The organism is Bacteroides sp. RTP31139st1_H2_RTP31139_211217, assembly GCF_040227615.1.
Classification (GTDB): Bacteria; Bacteroidota; Bacteroidia; order Bacteroidales; family Bacteroidaceae; genus Bacteroides; species Bacteroides uniformis.
In genome coordinates this window covers 1-3,521 of sequence record NZ_JBCNZM010000269.1, presented here as the reverse complement: position 1 = coordinate 3,521, position 3,521 = coordinate 1, and the positions used below count along the sequence as shown (strand labels likewise).

Sequence of the window (3,521 nt, the reverse complement as noted above, 5' to 3'; positions counted from 1 at the left end):
CACGCCACCCGTACCGGTGACTTCGACCAGGTTATCAATAACAGAACCATGACTTTGTTCATGGTACGGTTGCTTTTGGGAAACGTCATTTTCCAGGGACGTGACATGGTTATGGTCCAATGCCGCATCCAGCCTTGACCAGCTGAAACTGCGGTCAATCCCACTTCCCTTGAATGACAGACCGTTCTTTATAAAGCGGATGCCCTGCACTTCATTAGTGTTTCCCTTGTACTTGAATTCCATTTCCACGCCCATTTTTAAGAGCTTATTTTGAAATTTTTTCCATGTATCTGCACTCCTCAAAGCTTCCTTGACCGCACGGTATATTTCGTATTTCACCTTTTCGGAAGCATGCTGCTTTTCCGTTTTAACGGACTGTTTGCCTTCGGAATAGGTGAGCGAATACTTGTCCTTAAGCATTTTTGTCACTTTCTCGTTGCGCCTGAAATCGTTGCTGTCGGAAATCACCTTCCCGTCGAAGTCCACCCGGTTGAAGACGATGTGGCAGTGCGGGTTGTCCGTCCCGTGATGCCTCACCACGATGAACTGCGTGTTCCGTATCCCCATCAGTTCTAGGTATTCCCCCGCCAGCCTTGCCATAAACGCGTCGGTCAGCCTCGGTGCGTCCTCCGGCTTGAAGCTGAGCGCGATGTGTCCCACCGGTTTCGCCACGTCCGGATTCAGCAGGCATTGCCACCGGAAACTTCGCGCCATCTCTTCTGCCGTTCCCAGCAGCACGCCTTCCGAGGCGATGATTTCCGCGTCGTCCTTCTGCGTCACGTAGCGTATGCAGCCGCCGAACGAGCGGCCTTTCCTGATCTTCCCTATCATGAGGCTATCCTCCTTTCGGTCTGTAATCATCCATGATCCGCTTCAGCTTTCCCAGCAGCCCCTCTATCAGCAGCCTTGTCCTGTAAAAGCCGGTCTGGTGCGAGAGCTTTGTCAGCTGGTTCAGGTTGTTAGCCATTCCCGCCAGGCTGCGCAACAGTGCGTTCTCCTCCGGTGTATGCCTTGCCGTAACGGTGGCCGCCAGTGCTGCCTCCCTGATATAGACCGCCAGACTCCGGCCGGACTTCCCTGCCCTGAACCTGAGAGCCTCGTAGCTGACGGGGGAGAACTTCACCGTCACGCCTCTGGTCAATTTACGCGTCCTGCCCAGTGCCGGACGGCCACATTTTTTCTTCATCCCATTCACATCGTTTGTCATATGTTTTTTCTTTTTCGTCCGTACTTCTTTCATTCCAAAATCTGCGACCGGCGGGAGCGGATTTGCCCTCCCAGCAACCGCCGGGCGCGGGGAGCAAGGGTTTTCGGGAATCCGGAAACATACCCTTGCTCCCCCCACAGAAAAATCCCCCCGCATTTTCCACATTGAAGCGGGTACACAGGGGACGGTGCATACATCGGGTATACTCCACGCCCGGTTACAGGCTGTCAGATTTTTCTCCACTGCTCGATGTCTCCACGGTAGGCGGCAAGATGCTCCCTGGCAAGGTTCTCCAGCAGTCCGGAAACGCTCATGCCACGCCCGCCGAGCCTGCGGACGACGGCGTCCAGTTCGTCCCTCACATCCTCACTGACGAACACCGTCTTGCGGTTCCTGATCTTCGGGACGGTGAGGTATGTTTCCCGGTACTCCTCCAGCGAGGCCCTGCGCTGCCTGCCGCTCGTCCTTCTTCTCACGGGGTCTTCCGGTTCCGCCGGGGTGTCCTTTCTTACCGTCTCCCCGGACACCTCTTCCGCAACGGCCCCGGATGGAATCACCGGTTCCGCATCCGTACCGGTGGATTCCCCCGGACCGGGTTCCATCATGAGTCTTTCCCACCACCCGTCGTGGCCGGGGCTAGGACTACGGCCGTTCTTTCTGTCTGCGGTTTCGGATGCCGCCGTTTTCTTTCCTCTTGGTTTTTCAGTCGGTTCACTTTTCATTGTACATGGATTTTAGATGGTTGATATTGTGGGCATGGTCTACCCGTTTGCCCGGTTGTCGGAAGCAAATAAAACGATAATAACAAGTGCTGTGAAACGGACGGGTCCGATTGGCGGGGTTTGCCGCGTTATTCATATTGTTGGATCGGTCTGACGGTGATGACTTCACAAAGATACGCACCGGAAATTCCAAAATTACCCGGGAACGGATCTGAACGTACTACTTCTTAGCTTACTGAAAAGTGATGCGAAAGTTTACCAAAAATGCTGTTTTTAAATTTGCCTATTACACCTGAACGCTTGTTTACTGAAAGCAAATGAATGTTAAAATCAGATTCCAATGACATCTGATGACATATAATGACATCTGATGAAGGGCCGGAACCATATCCGGGAACAATCATTTACTTTGCGGATGAAACAAGTACGCATATGGTGTCAAAGGTAGTCATCCTGTCTTGAAATTCAGGATGTTTCGCCGGGATTCACTAAATTGCGGCACGGAATCCGGATCCGAAAAGAGAATGAAACAGATGTCAAACCTGAAATTGCATTGATTATGGAAATAGTGAACATTGAGGCAAGGACCTTTGAGGCGATGCTCTCGGCCTTCCGGACGTTCGCGGACCGGCTGGACACCCTCTGCCGGCTGTACGGTGACATGGAAGAGAAGAAATGGCTGGACAACCAGGAGGTGTGCCTGCTGCTGAAGGTCAGCCCGAGAACCCTGCAGACCCTGCGTGACAACGGCACGCTGGCATATACACAGATCTGCCACAAGACTTATTACAAGCCCGGGGACGTGGAAAGCATCATCCGGATAGTGGAAGAGCGCCGCAAGCGGGCTGAAAGCATGGGAAAATCAATTTGAAAAGCCATGGGAAACAAAAGGATGATACTTTCCCCCGGCAGTCTGGCAGGCGGCTGGGAAAGTCTGGACGGCAGTCCCGATTTCTACATCTTCAGGGATTCCAGCGGGGACTACCGCCTGCTGGCCTACAGCCTTGACGCGGAGTACGGGCGTGGAAGCTTCTCGCTCTACAGGATAGACGGGGACGGGGAGGGATGCCATATCCGTATCGGTACGAAAGAGTGCCGGTTCATGTCGGAGGGATGCCCCCACACCCTCCATGTCATGGGGTGGGGCCGATATATGAGAAACTGAAAAAGTAAATGTCAAACCAACAAACAGATGAGATTTATGATGAACACCGATAACCGTCTGCTCACCCGTGAGAGCAGCGAGCATATAAGAGAGTTCTTCTCCACCGTCGAGCGTCTCTCCGTTTCCATGGAGCGTTTCTTTGCCGGCAGGTCACCGGCGATGGCGGGCGAGAACTTCTATACGGACCGCGAACTGGCTGAAAAGCTGAAAGTGAGCCGACGCAGCCTGCAACAGTACCGTGACAGCGGTCTGCTTGCCTTCACCCGGCTGGGCGGCAAGATACTGTACCGTTCCTCCGACATCGAGAAGCTGCTTGACAGTTGCTACCGGGAGGCGAGAACTAGGCCGGAGGAACTTTAGGAAAGTTCCGTACGGGATCGTGAACGAAGGGGCGACCGGTATGACAACCGACCGCCCCTTCGTTTTC

At 53.7% G+C, this 3,521-nt stretch carries 6 protein-coding genes; 3 read left to right on the top strand and 3 right to left on the bottom strand.

Going from position 1 to position 3,521, the window contains the following annotated elements; translation table 11 throughout:
- The 3 genes from ABUA47_RS23680 to ABUA47_RS23670 form a co-directional block, all read right to left on the bottom strand.
- The coding region (locus ABUA47_RS23680; RefSeq protein WP_349832169.1) for a relaxase/mobilization nuclease domain-containing protein at positions 1-831 on the bottom strand (831 nt) is incomplete at its 3' end.
- Positions 832-835: 4 nt separating this feature from the next.
- A complete protein-coding gene (locus ABUA47_RS23675) occupies positions 836-1,207 on the bottom strand; it encodes a plasmid mobilization protein (RefSeq protein WP_005650044.1) in 372 nt (123 codons plus the stop codon).
- A gap of 227 nt (positions 1,208-1,434) precedes the next feature.
- The gene (locus tag ABUA47_RS23670) at positions 1,435-1,929 is read right to left on the bottom strand and encodes a DUF3408 domain-containing protein (RefSeq protein ID WP_118327840.1); all 495 of its coding nucleotides are present in this window, start codon (positions 1,927-1,929) and stop codon (positions 1,435-1,437) included.
- Positions 1,930-2,488: 559 nt separating this feature from the next.
- Here ABUA47_RS23670 and ABUA47_RS23665 point away from each other — a divergent pair.
- The 3 genes from ABUA47_RS23665 to ABUA47_RS23655 are packed head-to-tail and all read left to right on the top strand — an operon-like array spanning position 2,489 to position 3,454.
- Positions 2,489-2,800 (top strand): helix-turn-helix domain-containing protein, encoded by a 312-nt coding sequence (locus tag ABUA47_RS23665; protein ID WP_008666975.1) that lies wholly within the window; start codon positions 2,489-2,491, stop codon positions 2,798-2,800.
- Between the two features lie 6 nt (positions 2,801-2,806).
- The gene (locus ABUA47_RS23660) at positions 2,807-3,094 is read left to right on the top strand and encodes a hypothetical protein (protein ID WP_195588038.1); all 288 of its coding nucleotides are present in this window, start codon (positions 2,807-2,809) and stop codon (positions 3,092-3,094) included.
- A gap of 36 nt (positions 3,095-3,130) precedes the next feature.
- The gene (locus tag ABUA47_RS23655) at positions 3,131-3,454 is read left to right on the top strand and encodes a helix-turn-helix domain-containing protein (protein ID WP_118327843.1); all 324 of its coding nucleotides are present in this window, start codon (positions 3,131-3,133) and stop codon (positions 3,452-3,454) included.
- Positions 3,455-3,521: the final 67 nt, after the last annotated feature.